16 protein-coding genes are annotated in these 18,411 nt (G+C 35.4%); 12 read left to right on the plus strand and 4 right to left on the minus strand.

The window, feature by feature from the left end; translation table 11 throughout:
- The first annotated feature begins 48 nt into the window (after positions 1–48).
- The 4 genes from SHYC_RS01975 to SHYC_RS01990 all read left to right on the plus strand — a co-directional run bounded on the left by SHYC_RS01975 (position 49) and on the right by SHYC_RS01990 (position 5,180).
- Entirely contained in the window at positions 49–954 is a 906-nt protein-coding gene (locus SHYC_RS01975; RefSeq protein WP_052257788.1) for an alpha/beta fold hydrolase, read from the plus strand.
- Between the two features lie 89 nt (positions 955–1,043).
- The gene (locus SHYC_RS01980; RefSeq protein ID WP_039644048.1) at positions 1,044–1,658 is read left to right on the plus strand and encodes a cyclase family protein; all 615 of its coding nucleotides are present in this window, start codon (positions 1,044–1,046) and stop codon (positions 1,656–1,658) included.
- A gap of 63 nt (positions 1,659–1,721) precedes the next feature.
- A complete protein-coding gene (locus tag SHYC_RS01985; RefSeq protein ID WP_039644050.1) occupies positions 1,722–2,936 on the plus strand; it encodes a Bcr/CflA family efflux MFS transporter in 1,215 nt (404 codons plus the stop codon).
- A gap of 648 nt (positions 2,937–3,584) precedes the next feature.
- A complete protein-coding gene (locus tag SHYC_RS01990) occupies positions 3,585–5,180 on the plus strand; it encodes a YSIRK-type signal peptide-containing protein (protein ID WP_039644052.1) in 1,596 nt (531 codons plus the stop codon).
- Positions 5,181–5,426: 246 nt separating this feature from the next.
- Here SHYC_RS01990 and SHYC_RS01995 read toward each other — a convergent pair whose 3' ends face one another.
- Both SHYC_RS01995 and SHYC_RS02000 read right to left on the minus strand, forming a co-directional pair.
- Positions 5,427–6,293: an SDR family oxidoreductase gene (locus SHYC_RS01995; RefSeq protein ID WP_039644054.1), complete on the minus strand. Its 867-nt coding sequence runs from the start codon at positions 6,291–6,293 to the stop codon at positions 5,427–5,429.
- A 24-nt stretch (positions 6,294–6,317) separates the two neighbouring features.
- Positions 6,318–8,315 carry a catalase gene (locus SHYC_RS02000; protein ID WP_039644056.1) on the minus strand — a complete coding sequence of 666 codons (1,998 nt, stop codon included), beginning with the start codon at positions 8,313–8,315 and terminating at the stop codon, positions 6,318–6,320.
- A 219-nt stretch (positions 8,316–8,534) separates the two neighbouring features.
- On the opposite strand from SHYC_RS02000, the gene SHYC_RS02005 reads away from it, so the two are divergent.
- Positions 8,535–9,659 carry a hypothetical protein gene (locus tag SHYC_RS02005; protein ID WP_039644058.1) on the plus strand — a complete coding sequence of 375 codons (1,125 nt, stop codon included), beginning with the start codon at positions 8,535–8,537 and terminating at the stop codon, positions 9,657–9,659.
- Positions 9,660–9,885: 226 nt separating this feature from the next.
- Entirely contained in the window at positions 9,886–11,034 is a 1,149-nt protein-coding gene (locus tag SHYC_RS02010) for a dicarboxylate/amino acid:cation symporter (protein WP_039644060.1), read from the plus strand.
- Positions 11,035–11,181: 147 nt separating this feature from the next.
- Here SHYC_RS02010 and SHYC_RS02015 read toward each other — a convergent pair whose 3' ends face one another.
- Both SHYC_RS02015 and SHYC_RS02020 read right to left on the minus strand, forming a co-directional pair.
- Entirely contained in the window at positions 11,182–11,394 is a 213-nt protein-coding gene (locus SHYC_RS02015) for a hypothetical protein (RefSeq protein WP_039644062.1), read from the minus strand.
- 209 nt (positions 11,395–11,603) lie between these two features.
- Entirely contained in the window at positions 11,604–11,804 is a 201-nt protein-coding gene (locus SHYC_RS02020; RefSeq protein WP_039644064.1) for a VraH family peptide resistance protein, read from the minus strand.
- A 131-nt stretch (positions 11,805–11,935) separates the two neighbouring features.
- Here SHYC_RS02020 and SHYC_RS02025 point away from each other — a divergent pair, with 131 nt between their 5' ends.
- From SHYC_RS02025 to SHYC_RS02050, 6 genes are all read left to right on the plus strand, one after another.
- Positions 11,936–12,817: an SDR family oxidoreductase gene (locus SHYC_RS02025; RefSeq protein ID WP_039644066.1), complete on the plus strand. Its 882-nt coding sequence runs from the start codon at positions 11,936–11,938 to the stop codon at positions 12,815–12,817.
- Between the two features lie 435 nt (positions 12,818–13,252).
- A complete protein-coding gene (locus SHYC_RS02030) occupies positions 13,253–14,710 on the plus strand; it encodes a DUF6056 family protein (protein WP_039644068.1) in 1,458 nt (485 codons plus the stop codon).
- A 226-nt stretch (positions 14,711–14,936) separates the two neighbouring features.
- Entirely contained in the window at positions 14,937–16,211 is a 1,275-nt protein-coding gene (locus tag SHYC_RS02035) for an O-antigen polymerase (RefSeq protein WP_039647495.1), read from the plus strand.
- 28 nt (positions 16,212–16,239) lie between these two features.
- Positions 16,240–16,905 (plus strand): YveK family protein, encoded by a 666-nt coding sequence (locus tag SHYC_RS02040; RefSeq protein ID WP_039644070.1) that lies wholly within the window; start codon positions 16,240–16,242, stop codon positions 16,903–16,905.
- A 16-nt stretch (positions 16,906–16,921) separates the two neighbouring features.
- A complete protein-coding gene (locus SHYC_RS02045) occupies positions 16,922–17,629 on the plus strand; it encodes a polysaccharide biosynthesis tyrosine autokinase (protein WP_052257789.1) in 708 nt (235 codons plus the stop codon).
- The gene (locus SHYC_RS02050) at positions 17,626–18,396 is read left to right on the plus strand and encodes a tyrosine-protein phosphatase (RefSeq protein WP_039644072.1); all 771 of its coding nucleotides are present in this window, start codon (positions 17,626–17,628) and stop codon (positions 18,394–18,396) included. Before SHYC_RS02045 ends, SHYC_RS02050 begins: the two co-directional genes overlap by 4 nt.
- The last annotated feature ends 15 nt before the right edge of the window (positions 18,397–18,411 follow it).

Raw genomic sequence — 18,411 nt, forward strand, 5'->3', positions numbered from 1 at the left:
TGTATGTTTGTGTAAATGAAAAGTTAGAAAAGAGACTGAGGAGCATTCATGTTATTTAATCACTACGAGCCGTATACTGTTAAGTTATCTCATCATGATGGAGACGTATTAGAAATGGTCACAATAGGAGATAATGATTCTGAAAATGCCATAGTATTATTGCACGGGGCTATAATGAACTATAAGATCATGACAGTATTTGCGAAATATCTTCATCATGCCAAGTTAATATTTATCAATTGTCCTGGACGTGGAAAGAGTACATCGCTATCAAGAATGGATCATAATTTAGAAGATTATGCGACACGTATTAATGAAGCGTTAGAACAAGAAATTGCACATAGCAACATTAAGCGTATGGCAATGATAGGTTATTCTATGGGCGGATTGATTGCGACGAAAATTGCCGGTTATAATACATTACCAATTACGCATCTCGTTTATTTAAATAGTGCAGCTAAAATTGATTATAAAGAATTACGTATTTCAAAACTCTTTTATGAAGTGTTCAAGGATATTAAACCTGATCACCAGGATGGAATGATAAAGAGTATTCCTGAATTTATCCTTGATCAAGGTGTCTCAAAAAAACACTCAGATAAATTTAATTTTACAGAGTATTTAGCACCTGTCGATGCAATGATTACAGACCTTATGTATACGTTGAAAGCGGACTATTTAGATGATATAGATAAAATTGAACATATGCCTAAAGTGCTATTTTTATTAGGAGAAGATGATGTTATTTTTCCAAACAAAGACTCTGCTGTGACTGTAGAAAAATTTGAAGCTCGCCATGCGGAAGTCAAATCAATTATCTATCCTGAAGTCGGGCATTTAGACTTTTTGCGCGTATTAGATAAAGGATGTGGCGGCAATATTGGAAGCATTGAACATAATATTAATGCTTGGTTGAATATGTCACAATCGAAAACATCAAATGAACTGTCATAAAACCACAATGAACAAGGAGTAGAGTAGGAATCGAAATGATTTTAATTCTACTCCTTTTACTTTCTATATTAAATGTGAGGAGAATAAAAATGTGGATTGATATTACGCATGCACTGTCACAAGATTGGGCAGAGTGGCCAGGGGATACACCATTTCAACTTAATTATTTTGCGACGAAAGCACAGACACATTCCGTAAACATTGGTGAAATTGTAGGGAGCACACATATTGCGACGCACGTTGATGCACCCAAGCATTTTGATGACGATGGCCTTACGGTGGATCAGTTACCGGTGGACTATTTTATCGGTACCGCTACTGTGTTAGAGCTATTTGATACAACAGTCATTGATGTAGAACAATTGAGAGATTGCCTTATTCAAGGAAGTATCGTGTTATTGAAAACCCGAAGACAAAGCCATCCTTCTGTCTTTCCTGAAACAATACCTGTATTAAGTATTGATGCGATTGATTACCTTGCTTCTATAGGTGTTCGCGTGATTGGTGTAGATGTGCCTTCAGTGGATACTATCGAATCTGAATCTCTTGAAAATCATCATCGACTTGCACAACATGGCATGTATAATATTGAAAATTTGCGTTTAGCACATGTTGATGCAGGGGCCTATCAATTTATAGGATTGCCTTTAAAAATCAGTGGTGCAGATGCATCGTATATTCGTGCAGTGATACACCCTACATAACCATATTTTAAAAGATATGGTACAATGGGAAAGATTTTCATAAAGAATCGAGGCACAACATGTATGGAAAATATTGAAAAAAAATCAACGTCTATGCCGTTAGTATTTATTATTTTATTAGGCACTATGACTGCTTTCGGACCACTTTTATCAGATATGTATAGTCCTGCGTTACCATTAGTTCAAAAAGATTTAATGACCTCTACATCACAAATACAATTGACCTTATCCATTGCAATGATCGGGATTGCAATGGGACAATTTATGTTTGGTATTATGGCAGATCGCATGTCGCGACGGACATTAGCGATGATGATTTTAGTAATGCTTATCGTTGCATCTTTATGTATTGTGATTAGTCATTCTGTGTATGTCTTACTTGTATTAAGGTTTATTCAAGGTCTTTCAGGGGGCGGTGCGATTGTTATTGCACGTGCTATTGCTGGGGAAAGTTTTAAAGGTGCCCATCTCAGCCGTTTTTTTACAGCGTTGATGGTGGTTAATGGTATGATTTCGATTTTAGCACCATTAGCCAATGCATTATTACTATCATTTGGAACTTGGCGTTACATCTTTCTTGCATTGGCTGCTATTGGACTTATTTTATTTATCTCTGTTTTAATGCAACCCCACATGAAAACGATTCAATATAGTCAAACACGTGCAGAGAAACTTTCTGTCGTTTTTAAAAACTTTATACAATTACTGCAAACACCATCTTTTGTGTTGCCTATGTTTTTACAAGGTGTCACGTACATTATGATTTTTAGCTACGGAGCAGGTGCACCATTTATTACACAAAATGTTTATGGTATGACGCCGCAATCATTTAGTTTATTAATGGTCATTATTGGGATTGGATTGATAATATCAAGCCAGGTATCTAATCTCTGTTTACGCTTTATGCCACAACTGCATGTACTCACTTTATTTATTATGATTCAAGTGGTTGGTGCATTATTTACAATAATTGTATGTTTGTGCCATTTACCGATTGCCTATTTGGTCGTTAGTTTATTTATAACCGTAACACCGGTTACAGCAATTGGGCCGATCGCATTTAGTTTAGCTATGCAAATGAGAACTGGTGGAAGCGGTAGTGCTTCAAGCCTTTTAGGTTTATTTCAATTTATTTTAGGCAGTTCGATTGCACCGGTCATTGGTATTCAAGGGCCAGAAAGTGTAATGCCATACTGTGTGGTATTAGGGGTTACAGTGGTGCTTTTGTTAGGGATTGGTCATTTAACATTTCATCGTTTAAAACATCAAATTCAATAACATTTAATGGATAGCGCATCAATTTTAATTGTAGGCTAAACCTTGCTTTTCTGGGTACGTCAGAAGTTTCGGCTAAAGACCTAATCCAAATGAAGTTTATTGTATTTTTATGTTCTCTTTATGACTTCATTATGGAGTACTTGTTTATCAATGTGCATATGTGTAGGCAGCAATGTTCATGAATAAATGAAGTGTGTGGCTGATTTGATTATAGAAATTGCTATGTCTCATCCTCCAAACGGGGCTGGGATGATTCAAGAAAACCAACAAAGTTCTTCGTACATGAACTTTGTTGGTTATATTTATATATAAATTGAGTCTTTATGTGGGGAAGGTATTAAAACATCACTTTGATTGCTTCCTTAGCCGAAACCGAAAATCCATTTTGAGGTAAGGCGCCTAGAAAAGCGAGGCGTTAGGGATAATCAAAAAATGAAATAATTTATATCCTATGCATGTTTTATATACGTAAAACATTAAAGTCTAATGGTTTAAAAAGCGATTTAATCATCATTCATTATGTGTGCTATCGAGACAGTAGAAATTAATGTATAGGAAGCAACAAAATTTACTTTTATACGCACCTGTGTTCTGATACTATATAATTATAAATATTATATTGAATCAAACATAAAGGAATGAACCTATTTGAAATATCAAAATACGTACAATTTTAAACAAAGTGCGCAACGATTTACAATTCGTAAATTGAATATTGGTCTTGCATCAGTCATGTTTGGGGCACTGTTTTATTTTGGTGCAACGGAAGAAATACAAGCGGCTGAAGTGTTAGAGACTTCAACGTTAATACCTTCACAAATAGAAGAGGGGAATCTCCCTAAAAAAAGCTTGGGATTACAGAATGAAATGGAACATAATATGAAAGATAACGTCCATACCAATGAAGTTTCAGTTGAACAGAAAGTGCCTACACCCAATTTAATCTCACAATCTGAAAGTGCAACATCAATAAGGTTGAATGACAACATTGGACAACAATCAGGAACCGTATCTACACAAGTGATAGATACTATAGCACCTAATCCTCCAGGTGTTTCGCATTTAGAAATTGGTAAAAATATTATTAGGGGTACTGGTAATCAGTACCGAAATATGATTGTCGCATGGTTTCCTGATGGACAAATGATGTGGACAAAGGTTGGGAAAAATCGGACGTGGATGATTGGTGTACCATATGAAACGCAGATGAAGTTAAATGTAGGTGATGTGGTTCAGGTGTATGAATACAATGCTGCAAATCAACGATCTGAAGTCGCCTATGTAAATGTAGTCGAAGTACAAAGTCCTGAAATACCTAAACCAGTTATTTCAGCACCAGCATCTGAAGTGAAAATGCCACAAGAAGAGATATCAACATCAGTTTCAGAAACAGTGGCACCAGAAAATACGACTGAAGGAGTGGACGGGGCTTTAGTGGTTGATGCACCAACTGAATCAAGCGAACCCGTGCCTGAAGTGAAAGAATCACAAGTAAAAGCGCCCACAACGGCTGATGCACCTGAACTTGCAGAAAAACAAAAGGGAGAAGCATTAGCAGCTGCTTCAATGGTTGAGGCCCTGCCTGAATCAAACAAAACTGTGCAAGACTTGCCATCCAAAGTTGATTTGCTACAAGAAGATGAATTCGTGGAAACGCCGCAGTTGACATCTCTAAAAGATCTTTCAGAAGCGGAACAAATACTTCCCTCATCTGAAACGAGTGTTGAAACGAACGATGTAGTGGATGTACCCATCTTACCAGAAGTCACTTTAGAAGAAGCTTCACCTCAAGATGTCATGACTAGACATTTACCATCATTGCTATTTGGACGAATGTCAGAGGAGGAAATATCAAATGACATATCAATTTTGAACACCTCAGACCTGTCTATAACACCTATGATTGAAGGGATAGATTTAAATTGGTCATCACATCTTGTCATGGAAGAAGGGCTATCATTGAGTCGGAATATTCATTCTGTCGTAGAGGGAAATGAGAGTCACAGTGTGATGACAAAAGATGTACAACTAAAGCCATTTGTATTGAAAAAGGAACGTCAACAAGGCAATCATGGAAATACTAACATGCGCGATGATGCCCAAACGTATTACGTACATGCACGTATGTTACCTGAAACGGGAAATAATAATGAATCATTTGGGCTCGCATTAGGGTGTATTTTATTAAGTGTACCATTGTTGAAAAGTTTGTTTAAGCGATATGAGGGACATCAAAATAAATAGAATTATCATTAGATAAGGCGTAATAAAATACTGTGATAGCAAGAGATGAGACGTCCATCGTCCTCAAGATGTGCCAATTTTACAGTACACTATGGATAGACAAGTCATCGTATAATATCGTGATGTTGGATGAATTATAAAAAAAGATACTTTGATGTAGATATATATCCATATGAGTACATTTATTAAAGACCTTCAAAATTCATCAAAAAAAATGAATTTTGAAGGTCTTTTTATATAATCGGGTTACGATGTTAAGAAATCGCCACCATTTAAATGTAACGTTTGGCCAGTCATGTAAGAACTATCTGTGGAAGCTAAAAAGACATAGGATGGTGCAAGTTCAGCTGGTTGTCCACGACGAGCCATAGGCGTATCGCTACCCTGATTTTCAACTTTATCAGCATCAAATGTAGCTGGAATAAGTGGTGTGTAAATAGGGCCAGGGGCGACAGCATTGACATAAATACCTTTTTCCATTAATGACGTTGCGAGTGAGCGTGTAAAGGATACAATCGCACCTTTTGTCGAAGAATAATCGATTAAATGTGCAGAGCCACGATAGGCAGTCACACTTGTTGAATTAATAATTTTATCGCCTTCTGAAAGGTGAGGTAACGCTGCTTGTGTTAAATACATCATGCCGTAAATATTCGTTTCAAACGTCGCTTTGATTTGTTCTGGAGTGACGTCTAAAAAGTCATCTTGTGGAAATTGAACGCCACCATTGTTGACTAAAATATTGAGTCCACCAAAATCTGAGACTACTTTATTAATCAAAACTTTCGATTCATCGATTTGACGCAAATCATGTGCATAGGCTTTGGCTTTTACACCAAGTTCTTCTAAACGTTTAACAGTCTCTTCAGCATCAATATGCTCGTTTAAATAACCAATCGCAACATCCGCGCCTTCTTTCGCAAAGAGAATTGCAACTGCACGACCGATACCTGAATCACCACCCGTAATTAATGCTACTTTACCTTTAAGTTTTCCAGCAGCTTTATAACTATCCAACTCACTTACAGGTTTCGGATGCATATCTTTTTCAGATCCAGGTTGTGTATCTTGTGTATAGCCTTTTATTTCATCATGTAACTTTTTAAAATCCATTCCCAATCACCTCGTATAAAGTTGTTATAATTGTCGATCCCAGTATCGTGGCTTAAGAAAAGCGTGTACCACAGCTTCAGGATCATTAGATACGATAACACCGGGTTGTGTCGCATCTACACGACTGTTTGACAATGCTGTTACTGCTTTGTCAGTAAGGATAAGGGGTTTAAAATGTTGGTAAGTCAGTTCAGCAAATGCTTTTGTTTGATCGAAAATTGTGTCATTGTCTGTTAAAACGATGAGACTATCAAATAATGTTGGGTGTACAGTATCAAATGTTTCTGTAATACCAAAATCTTCTTCAATATGGCGTGGCTTATCAGAAATAAATGCATAGTTTAATTGAGAATCTACCATGGTTTGAGTATATGATTTTAAAATGTCAGTTGTAATATTACCATCTACAACGATTCCTACTGAATGGCCTTTAAGAGGGCGCTCATATTTATCCATAGTAAGTTGACTATCCGATTGATTGAGCTGTACTTCCTCATTTACATCAGGCACTGATACGCCGATATTTTCAGCGACGCGTTCTGCGAGTGTACGGGACACTTTATTCAGTTGGTTCACTGCATTTTGTTTAATCATGACGTTCACACATTTACCAAGTTCAAATGAAAATCCTGAAACGGTATGGTCAAATTCTGGCTGAGATAAACTATTTAAATATAATCGTGCTTGTGTGTAGTAATCTTTAAAACTTTCACTGCGTTTTTGGATTTTATGCGCATCAATTTTTTCTTGATAATGTTCGAAACCACCTTCTTTAGGTGTAGTGGTATGCGGCGAATTATGATTAAGCGCATTGTTGTGATAAGCCACTTGACCTTGATGAATATGCATTTGATGCATGCCATCACGTTGATTGTTGTGTACCGGATTTACAGGGCGGTTGATTGGAATTTGATGAAAGTTAGGCCCCCCAAGTCTAGAAATTTGTGTATCAGTATAGGAAAATAATCGTCCTTGAAGTAATGGGTCATTCGTGAAGTCTAATCCAGGTACAATATGGCCAGGGTGGAAAGCAACTTGTTCTGTTTCAGCAAAAACATTATCAACGTTGCGGTTTAACGTCATTTTACCAACGATTTTTACGGGTATCTCATCTTCTGGCCAAATTTTAGTTGGATCTAAAATGTCGAAATCAAAAAGAAATTCATCGCTTTCTGGAATCATTTGAAGTCCAAGTTCCCATTCGGGATAATCGCCTTTGGCAATCGCTTCGTATAAATCTTGACGATGGAAATCAGCATTTTTACCTGCAACAATTTGAGCTTCATCCCATACCATAGATTCTAAGCCTTGTTTCGGTTTCCAATGGAATTTCACAAAGTGTGCATCACCATTTTGATTAATTAAACGGAATGTATGCACGCCAAAGCCTTCTATTTGTCGAAAGTTTTTAGGGATGCCGCGGTCACTCATTACCCACGTTGTGGTATGTGTCGACTCGGGGTTTTGCGCAAAAAAGTCCCAAAATGTATCATGTGCAGAACCACCTTGAGGCATGTCGTGATGCGGTTCAGGTTTGACAGCATGGACCAAATCCGGGAATTTCATGGCATCTTGAATAAAGAAAACAGGGATATTATTCCCAACAAGGTCAAACACGCCTTGATCAGTATAAAACTTAGTCGCAAAGCCTCTCACGTCACGAACCGTGTCTGAAGAGCCCTTAGACCCTTGTACTGTTGAAAATCTTACGAAAACAGGGGTCTTCTTAGAAGGGTGGGTTAAGAAATCAGCATACGTATAATCTGATAAATCTTCATACACTTCAAATTCTCCATGTGCGCCGTAACCACGTGCATGAACGATACGCTCTGGAATACGTTCATGGTCAAAGTGTGTCATTTTCTCTCTGAAATGAAAATCTTCGAGTAAACTTGGACCGCGCTCACCGGCTCGTAACGTATTTTCATCTTCTGATACTTTTATGCCTTGATTTGTCGTCATCGCTTTATCATTGTTATTTGTACGAAATGATTTTAAATGTTGATCTTTTTTGTTCGACATCTTAGTCGCACTCCTTTCCATTATATTTTCGTTTACGCATAGTATGTTTACCATTGAAACGCCCATCTAAAACGCAGGGCACAAATTACTTGTAAAAGCGTGTATATTGTGTCTACGAAAAAAGGCGCATCGACGTTAAATGAGCACGTGATGTTAATAAAAAATTTACATCTATACGTTAAAATGATTGTGGGGAATGAATAAGGAGACGTGTCTGTCATGAAAATTACGTTTGATGATATTGTAAATCAAGAAGGGTTTATACAAGCGCATTACTATGATGACGTGCATATGGGGGATATTCGTTTTGAAATGAGCGACCCTATTGATATTCGTAATGACCTTGTCGCAGAAGCTTTCGCGGCCTTATGTGGTCAATATTATGATGAAATTGAATTTGCGTTTAAAGTATCAGCACCGACAAAATCTGAAATCGAAAAACGAACGAACGCGCGAGTCATTTGTAGTACAGGATTACGATTTTGGAATTTAAATAAAATGATTAGCAATGAGGTTAAAACACTTAATTTTAGTGGTGATGTATCAAATTTATCTGCTTTATCGCTTACACCTGGTGACACGAATAAAGTGTCACTTGATTTTGGATCAGAGTCTATACATATGTATGACATGTTTGATCGTTGGAATAGTCGAATTGTCAAAACAAATGTGATGGAGACACACTTTCCTTTAATTACCTCTGACTACTATGCAATTGGTGCGATTTTGTATAAAGATTATTTTAATACACGCTATATGATCACAGGATTGCAATTGAATCCTATTACAGCGAATATGACAAAGATTGAAGCGGAACAAGCCATTGCAGGCATGGTGAATTTGCCACATACATTAGGTTTAACTGCTGTAGGGCATACGCATATTGCATGTAGACAGTGGGGAGACGAGTTGAATACAGCGATTCAGACTGTCAAAGTGTCCCAACCAGAAGTTGTAACACAACAACAATTACTAGTAATGATTGAAAATGATCGAAATCGATTAGGATTGCCTTTAGATAAGATAATGTTAAACCCAACTCATATCATATGGGGGCAAAATGTAAAATTAGATTTTCTCGCGTTATATGTATTAAAACATCTTGGTCGTGACGTAGCAACGAACCTTGTAAATGATATTCCTAAAGAAGCCGAACAATGGGTAGCATACACCAATTTAGATTTTTATGAACGGTATTATCCTGGTGTTTTAAATTATATGCCCGATGATGTTCGGACATTCGTGCAACATCAACTTGAACACTTTGAAATCACCTATTATACGGATGAGGATTGGCATGCTTTTCAATCGATTCAAGAAAAAATATTGAAAACAAGAAAATAAAATATTTGTAAAATGACCTTAGTGACAAGACTGGGATTATCGCAGTGCACTAAGGTTTTAATTTATTATGTTAGAAAAGTATTTTGAAATTTTTATAAAAAGTAGCTTAAAATTATGTTGCCTTTCTTGACTTTGTGTAGCAAAATAGTAGAAAGCACTTATCATGCATAACTTTGAATACATATTGCATTTAAGGGGTTTTGTACACAAGGGAGGTTTAACATTCATGAAATTAGTAGGCAAACTTTTAGCAGGGATTATATTGGGGATTGTGATTGGATTATTTGATGTTGACATTTTAAATCGCATTTTAGTGACGATTAAGGGTGTCTTTGGTCAATTTATTAATTATATGATTCCATTAATTATCTTCTTTTTTATCGCAGCGGGTATCACATCATTAGGAAAGGGGTCAGGACGCCTTGTTGGCATGACAGTAGGTGTGGCTTATACTTCGACAATTATTGCAGGATTACTTGCCTTAACAGTAGCGTATACGCTGATGCCAATGATTGCGTCTAATGGAAAAATACCAGGGGAGCCTCCGGAAATAAAGCCGTTTTTTACATTTGAATTTGATCCATTGATGGGTGTATTAACCGCACTCATTACAGCTTTTGCGTTTGGAATTATTGCGCATGCGGTACAAGCGACGACAATCATCAAAGTGATTGATGAAGGACAGCGTATCGTTGAAGTGCTAATTGAAAAAGTAATTATTCCATTTTTACCTTTATATATCGCAACAATCTTCGCAGAAATGACGGCGCAAGGGACAGTTGTGAGTATTTTAAAAGTCTTCGGTCTTGTGCTCATCATCGCAGTCGTATTACATTGGGTATGGTTATGCATCCTTTATACAATAGCGGGTGTTTTAAACAAACGCAATCCCTTTAGCATGTTGAAAACAATGTTACCAGCATATTTTACAGCAGTAGGTACGATGAGTAGTGCGGCGACAATACCAGTAACGCTTAAACAAACGAAAGCAAACAAAGTCACGCCAGCACTAGCGGATTTTAGTATACCGTTACTTGCGACGATTCACTTATCGGGTTCGACGATTACGCTCGTGAGTTGTTCAGTTGCGGCGATGATTGTGTTACCAAGTTTATCGCTTGTGAGCATTCCTACAATGTTAGGGTTTATACTCATGCTTGGCGTGATTATGATTGCAGCGCCGGGCGTTCCTGGTGGATCGGTTATGGCAGCAAGTGGCATCTTAGGTTCTATTCTAGGTTTTAATGAAGCAGCTATCGGTTTAATGATTGCACTATATATGGCTCAAGATAGTTTCGGAACTGCGACAAATGTGACGGGTGATGGTGCCATTTCAGCGATAGTAGACCGATTAGGCTATAAAAATAAATCATAATGAGAATAGCGTTTTTATAATACGGTTCAATACAAAAAATAGCCTTCAACGATCAGTTAAAATGACGTTGAAGGCTTTTTGTATTTAAAATGAAATGATGTTGTGTCGAATGAAGAAAAGGATCTGATATGACATTTATGGTGTGAGTTACTTTTGACGACGTTCATCAAGATCATCTTCCTCATCTTCGTCTTCCTCATTAACCATAAATAAGATGATAAAAAATGCGAGACCCGCCGGGATACCAATGAAAGGTCCAAATAGTGTTGAAAGTAAACTGGGGAAAAACATGAGTAGAATAACGTCTGTAAGTGACCAACGATAATCCATAAATTTTTGTAATAGTTCATTTAGAGACATGACGATGCCCTCCTAAATCAGTCTGATGAATTAAAAGTTATTCTCAATGTAATATACAACTCCATTGTAATACATGTGATCAGAAGAGCTATCAAAGTTCCAAAAAGTTGAACTGGGATAATAATCATTGTCGGTATCATCAATACGTCCAAGGCGGTAAAAGGTAATTGTTTGAATCGAAGCCACAAGCGTTTCTTAACGTCCCCGTACTAGTAACGTGAGCGATGACGCATCGCTTGTTTTTCTTCTTCAGAAATATTGAAATAATAAAATATGCCGATACCAACTGGAATACCGATGAATGGTGTCACAATCATGCTGATTACGGTTGTATACACTAAGATTAAAACGACCTCTTTTAACGTCCATTGACGATTAATCATACCTTCAAAAAATTGTTTAATTGACATGATATTACTCCTTATATACATATTGATTTATTAAAATTGTTATCTGCATTATAACATGAATGATACAACGTTTCTCGTATAGAGGAGTGGGAATACTATGATTAGTAATTAAAAAGAAATGAGGGTATGACATGGCAAAACAAAATCCATTAAATCAATTTTACAATGAAAAGTATGAGGAACAACCACAAGAATATCCAGGCATTCAAAGTGAAATGACACCTGTTCCTGATTGTGGGGAAGAGACGTATCAAGGTTCTAACAAGTTGGCGGACAAAAAAGCGCTTGTGACAGGGGGAGATTCTGGAATCGGTAGAGCAGCAGCTATCGCTTATGCCAAAGAAGGTGCGGATGTTGCGATTGCCTATCATCCGGACGAACAATCGGATGCTGAGGAAGTCAAACACGTCATTGAAAAGGCGGGCCGAAAAGCTGTGTTACTTCCAGGGGATTTAAGAGATTCAGATTATGCGAAACAAATGGTGAAAGATGCACATGACCAACTTGGAGGACTCGATATTTTAGTGCTCAATGCAGGAATGCAACAATATGAATATGATATTCAAAAATTATCATCACAACAACTCACTGATACGTTCGAAATCAATGTGTTTTCTAATGTGTACTCTATTCAAGAGGCATTAAACTACATGGAAGCAGGATCAAGTATTATTATTACATCGTCTATTCAAGGGGTTAAGCCAAGCGCACATTTACTGGATTATGCGATGACGAAATCATGTAACATATCGTTGACGAAAGGACTCGCAGCGCAACTTGGTCCTAAAGGCATCCGTGTCAATTCTGTTGCGCCTGGTCCAGTTTGGACGCCGCTCCAAATTTGTGGAGGGCAACCACAAGAAAATATTCCTAACTTTGGTAAAAAAGAACCGCTTCAACGCGCTGGTCAACCTGTAGAACTTTCGGACGTATATGTCCTACTCGCTTCGGAAAATGCAAGTTTCATCACGGGTCAAGTGTACGGTATTACAGGCGGCTCACCAATAAACTAAGTGTATGAGCGTTTAAGGAAATGATAAAATGTGGATGATAATACGGCATAAAGCACTTTTAATTCACATGCGCCATCAACGCCGTTGATACCAGTATTTCAAATTTAATTGCACCATTAGTATTTCATATGACATAAGCCTTCAAAGATCATTTTTAATGAACTTTGAAGGCTATTTATTAGGTAAATATGTCTTTTTATTTTTTCTACAAATGCTTTGTCGAGATACCTTCAAACAAAGTTAACTATCAAATGAAAAGCATTAGAGATGATTACAACACAAGTTAATCACGGTGCCATAGGTTACTTTTATTAAAAATATGAAGAAAATATTGAGAAAACATTAAATTATTGTTGAAAAATATCTTTGGGTTAGAAATTCATAAAAATTTTCAATATAATATTTTCAAATTATTAAGTAAAGGGAATGGGTTGAATGGTGACAATAATTTATCGTTATCAGTGGATTCTATTAGTGATTTTTACGTATTACCTCATCATGAGTGTTTTAACACCACTCATTCATGATGATTTACAATGGGGAAGTGCTTACGGTATTCAAATGTTGAAAGAGGGTTTTCAGTCTCTAAACGGTCGATATTTAGGCAATACATTAGAAATTGTTGCGGTACGTTTCCCTTTCTTCCGTTATGTGAGCTATAGTTTATGCGCAGTAGGTGTGATTGCTTTAATATTTCAATTCACGACGGATATGAAGCGTCAACAATGTGACCGTAGTTTTTCATATTTACTCATTTTTTTATTTATGTTATTAATCCCTACGACCATATATAGTCAAATATACGGTTGGTTTGCAGGGTTTTATAATTATGTACCTGCTACGTTATGTGCCCTATATTTATTGCGATGTTATTTGAAGTTACTTGAAGGTTGGTCGCTCGATTCTTGGGAGCGTAGAGGAGCTTTGTTCGTCGGACTGATTGGTCAATGGTTTATGGAAAATATGACCATCTTTAATGTTGTCATCGTCACATTATTTATCGTCGGGATATGGTTTAAATATAAAGCAATTTCAATCGATACCATTGTGTTATTTTTTACAACAATAATTGGCGCAACTGTTATGTTTTTGAACCCAAATTATATGGAGATTTTAGCAGGTCATTCCAATTATCAAAAAATATCTGATGCACAACACGGAATGTTATCCAAAGTATTGGGTACACTCCTTTCAAAATTTCCTGACTACATCATATTCCAACCAATTGTCATTTTGACAATCATTGCAGTACTATTAGCGCTATTTGTTCGTCATCGTGTCGTTTCACGTTTCAAACAGTGGTATTACATGATTGGACTGATGTCAGCACCTGTTTATACGCTATTCATCCGCATACCTTTTGATTTTCAAGATAAACAAGGAGATACTGGTGTCGCATTGATGAATGTGATAGTAGGTGGACTGTTTTTTATTAGTGTATCGATGACAATATTGAAAGTGTTACCGCCAGGACGTATGAAACGATATTGTATCGTCTTATTATGGACTATTCCTGTAATGGTTGCGCCTTTACTCATTGTACAACCGATGGGTCCTAGAAACTTTTACGCAGTATATATCATTTATGTGATTATAACAATGGGCTTACTATCAAAGGTGAATATAAGACCATACCGTTTCGTACTTATTTTGACAACTATGATGGCTACCAGTTTTATTATCATTTTTAGTATCATTTCAATTGCGCAATATCAGCGCATTCAATCACTGGAAACCGCTATTCAACACAACCCATCGCTTACTTCTTATACCGTTGAAAGATTGCCGTTTGAATCGTATATGCAACACTCCTCTCCATATGACGAAAAAAAGACAGAGATCTTTAAAACCTATTGGGGTGTTCCGAAAAAAGTTAAATTACACTTTGAATGATGTTTGAAATAAATCAATTAGTGTTATAACGACAATAATCAAAAGTTTTTACTTTACATCATTTGAGAACCTTAACTTTAAAACTTTCTTAAAAATAAATTAAATTTTAACTATTAATATTATGGATTATGATGTATAATTTTTCGTAAAATGACCATTTATAGTTAAAGGGCATTTTGTGATGATTTGTTTTTTTGATTTATTAGTATATGGAAGGAGGATGGAATTGGTAATACTCACTTTTATACTTATAAGTTTTTTTTATGCTGTTTTTTTATTAAAAAATAAATTTAGGTTTGTAAGCTTGTTTTTTTTAGCAATGTACTCTACTTCTTTTTTATTACCAGTAATTATAAATATAAAATTTGACTATATGTTTTATCTAAGTGATGGCTTCTATGAAAAATTAAAGTGGATGTATTTGTTAGGGTTAATAGTTTTTATTGTAGCTAACTTTATTTTCAATTTCTTTAAAATCAAAAGTATAGATAACAATATGCTAAAGCCACATGTATTAAATAAGGAGAGTATAAATAAAATTTTCTTAATTTTTTTACTTATGTTTTTTATTATGGTCATGATTATTGGTGCGGAAGTAATAATTTCAGGAACTACGTCCACACTAGAATTACCGCCAATTATAAAAATGTTTCAGAGTATAACTACAATTGGGTTTGTATACTCAGCTTTATTAAAAGTTTACTATAGTGAAAATAAACGCGAGACTTTAGTCAATGTATTATTATCAATAATAGTTATACTTAGTGTTTTGGTATTTATATTTGGAAGGAGATTGATTCTTTATCCAGTTATTGCAATTATTGCATTAATAATTTTTAAAAAAAATAAAGTACCTAGTCTTTGGAAATTGCTTACATTTGCAATAGCAACTATCACTGTATTTTTACCTGCGATGATGAGTATTAGAACTTTGGGGTTTAAAGAAGGTATAAAAAATTTTACTGATATATTATTTGGGGACTATGATAAATATTTACAATATTTATCAATTGGTACAGATGTAACGGCATCATATTCATTAGCTGGTGTCATATTAGCTTATGATACTAGAATAACGCCCTTAACACTTTTAAAACCTATATTATCTTTTGTACCTAGATCTATTTTTCCTGATAAACCACGTCCTATGTCAGAAGCAATAGTAGAAAACTTGAATTTAAATTATGATAAAGGAATGTCAATTCCTCCTGGAATTGTAGGAGAAAGCCATTTATATGGCGGACTAATTGGAGTATTTATAATGTTCATCTTTTTTGGTGTCATGTGCGGCATTATAGATAATTACATTAGTTATTTAAGAACTAAAGATCAAGGTTTACGTAGTCTAAATATAATATTCATTGTTTTAGTTTCGATTCAATTTATAAGTGGTTCAATAAGAGGAGATACAGCAACTAATATGCAGGAATGCATGTATTTATTTATTCCATTACTATTTATAATGGTTTTATCTAAATATAAATTTATTTACAAAAAATAAATAAAGATATTAAGTTGGAGGTTAAATGATGGAAAATACTATCGATATTAACAAAATTTTACATATTTTAAAGAAATATATTTGGTTGCTTGTATTATTACCATTAATGTTTTTTTTAGCGAGTCTAGTTATTACTTTTGTTTTTATAAAACCACAATATGAGGCAAGTAGTCAGATATTAGTAAACCAAGAAAAAGCGCAAGATCCCATACAACAACAACAAAACGTTCAAGGTACATTACAACAAGTAAATACATATGCTGAAATCGTAAATAGCCCTAGGATTCTTGAAAAAGTGTCAAAAAAGCTTAAAGGAAGTTATAGTGTTGCTAATTTAAAAAATAAAGTTGAAGTACAAAGTTCTGCTCAATCACAAGTTATAACAGTAAATGTAAAAGCTGACAATAAAGGTGAAGCAGAAAAAATAGCCAACAAATTAATTAATGTATATAAGAAAGAAATGCCAGAAATTATGGATATTAATAACGTAAGTATATTATCTGATGCTAGTAATACTGCTAAAAAAGTTTCTCCTAATGTACCAATGAATTTATTATTAGGATTTTTAATTGGATTAATTTTAGCATTGTTGTTCATTTTCATTAAAGAACTAACAGATACCCGTATTAAAGATGAACAAGATATTGAAGACCATTTGAAATTACCAGTTTTAGGCTCAATTAAACGATTCTAGAAAGGATGGAACATCAATGTTTAAATCAAAAAAGCATAAAAAGACCACAACTAATAAAAAGAAATTAATTGTGGATCATACGCCGAAGTCACCTGTAAGTGAACAATTTAGAGGCATTCGTACAAATATAAGTTTTTCTAACGTGAATGATGATTTAACAAGTGTTGTCATTACATCTGCGCGTCCATCTTCCGGTAAGTCTACAGTGAGTGCAAACTTAGCCATTACGTATGCGCAATCAAATTACCGCACGTTAATCATTGATGCGGATATGCGAAAACCGACACAACATTTTATTTTTGAATTGAGTAATAAAGAAGGATTATCCAGTTTGCTTTCTGGACAATCTTCAGGAGATATTGCGATTAAACAAACACATATTGACAATTTAGATGTACTGACATCTGGTCCAGTTCCACCGAATCCTTCTGAAATGCTAAACTCAAAAGCATTTCGCAATGTATTTGAATCGGCATTAGATGTTTATGATTTCATTGTCATTGATACACCTCCAGTAAATTCTGTAACGGATTCACAACTTGTTGCAAAAATTTCAAAACAAGTTGTATTAGTCATTGATGTTAATAATAATAACCGCAAAGAAATTCAACGCGCTAAAGATTTATTAGAAAAATCAGGCGCAAATCTACTAGGTGTGGTATTGAATAAATTGAAAGGTAAAAGTGATGAATATTATGCGTATTATGGAGCAGAAGAACGATGACTGTGGACATTCATGCGCACGTCTTATATGGCATTGACGACGGACCAAAAACAGTTGAAGATCAACTTCAACTGTTACGTCAAGCCGAACAAGACAGCATCACAGATATTATTGCCACACCGCATCATCTTCATCCAATGTTTGATAACACTTTTTTAGAAATTGAACCTCAAGTGAAAGCTTTAAATGAACGACTGATTAACGAAAATATCAACATTCACATTTATCCTGGTCAAGAAGTGAGGATTAATGACCAGTTTCTTAAAGCGCTTGACGAAGGTTTAATTCAAGGACTCAATCATACGAAATACCTTCTCATTGAATTTCCTTCAAATCAAATACCAAATTATACACAAGAGTTATTTTATGAATTAAAAATACAAGGTTACGTTCCTATTATTGCGCATCCCGAACGTAACAAAATCATTATAGAAGATTTATCGCTATTATATGACTTTGTTGAAGCGGGGGCTTTAAGTCAAGTGACGGTCGGCGCTTTAACAGGAAAACATGGCAAAAATATTCAAAAAGCAGCGATTACGATTGTAGACAATCACCTCGCACATTTTATTGCTTCTGATGCACATCATGTAGAGCGTCGGCCCTTTAATTACCGAACGTTACAAGACGCTAAATTACATCAATCAACTTTAGAACGAATTGAACAATTACAACATAACGCTAGACACGTCCTTAATGGAGAAGAGATAGAAAAACTTCAGCCCGAAATGAACTTTAAAAAGAAAAAATGGTTTGGGTTGTTTTAGGGGTAAGGAGTTATA

It is taken from the genome of Staphylococcus hyicus (genome assembly GCF_000816085.1).
Classification (GTDB): Bacteria; Bacillota; Bacilli; order Staphylococcales; family Staphylococcaceae; genus Staphylococcus; species Staphylococcus hyicus.